1 protein-coding gene is annotated in these 569 nt (G+C 36.0%); it reads left to right on the forward strand.

Annotated features, from left to right (window positions below; genetic code table 11):
- Positions 1-33: 33 nt before the first annotated feature.
- Positions 34-426: a VOC family protein gene (locus ACH5TX_RS00130; RefSeq protein ID WP_439337538.1), complete on the forward strand. Its 393-nt coding sequence runs from the start codon at positions 34-36 to the stop codon at positions 424-426.
- Positions 427-569 lie beyond the last annotated feature (143 nt).

Consider the following 569-nt stretch of genomic DNA (forward strand, 5'->3'; position numbering starts at 1 on the left):
AACCGTTGGCAGTAATGTAAAAAAACGCAGATAATGAAAGTAACACTAATAAGCATTCCAGTCCGAGACCAAGAAAAAGCCTTAAATTTTTACACTGAAAAATTAGGCTTCATAATAAAGAAGGACGAACCTCTAGGTGGTGGGAATAGATGGCTGACCTTAGTTTCTAAGGATTGGCAAGATGGACCAGAATTATTATTAGAACCAGGACCAAATCATTTTGAGCCGTGTAAAACCTATCAAGACGCACTAATGGAAGCCGGAATGCCATACACTCAATTTGATGTTAAAAGTGTTGATGCAGAATATGAACGACTAACAAAACTTGGAGTAGAATTTAGTGTAAAACCCTCTACAATGGGGAAATGGAAATATGCAGTATTTAATGACACCTGTGGTAATAATATTCAAATCGTGGAAGAATAGTGAAATACACTACTGCCAACAAAGCATAAAATTAATGGCTGGTTTTAGCTTACTTGGAAAATTCCTTCGGAATTTTCCGCTGGTAAGTTTCTATTTACTAAATTAGTACTTAAACGCGCCACTAATATTATACGTAACCGTTG

The organism is Thalassobellus citreus, from assembly GCF_044385915.1.
Lineage (GTDB): Bacteria > Bacteroidota > Bacteroidia > Flavobacteriales > Flavobacteriaceae > Thalassobellus > Thalassobellus citreus.

What these genes read in the sequence shown, in the direction of transcription:
- ACH5TX_RS00130 (WP_439337538.1), top strand. Translation starts at nt 34, where the DNA reads ATGAAAGTAACACTAATAAGCATTCCAGTCCGAGACCAAGAAAAAGCC.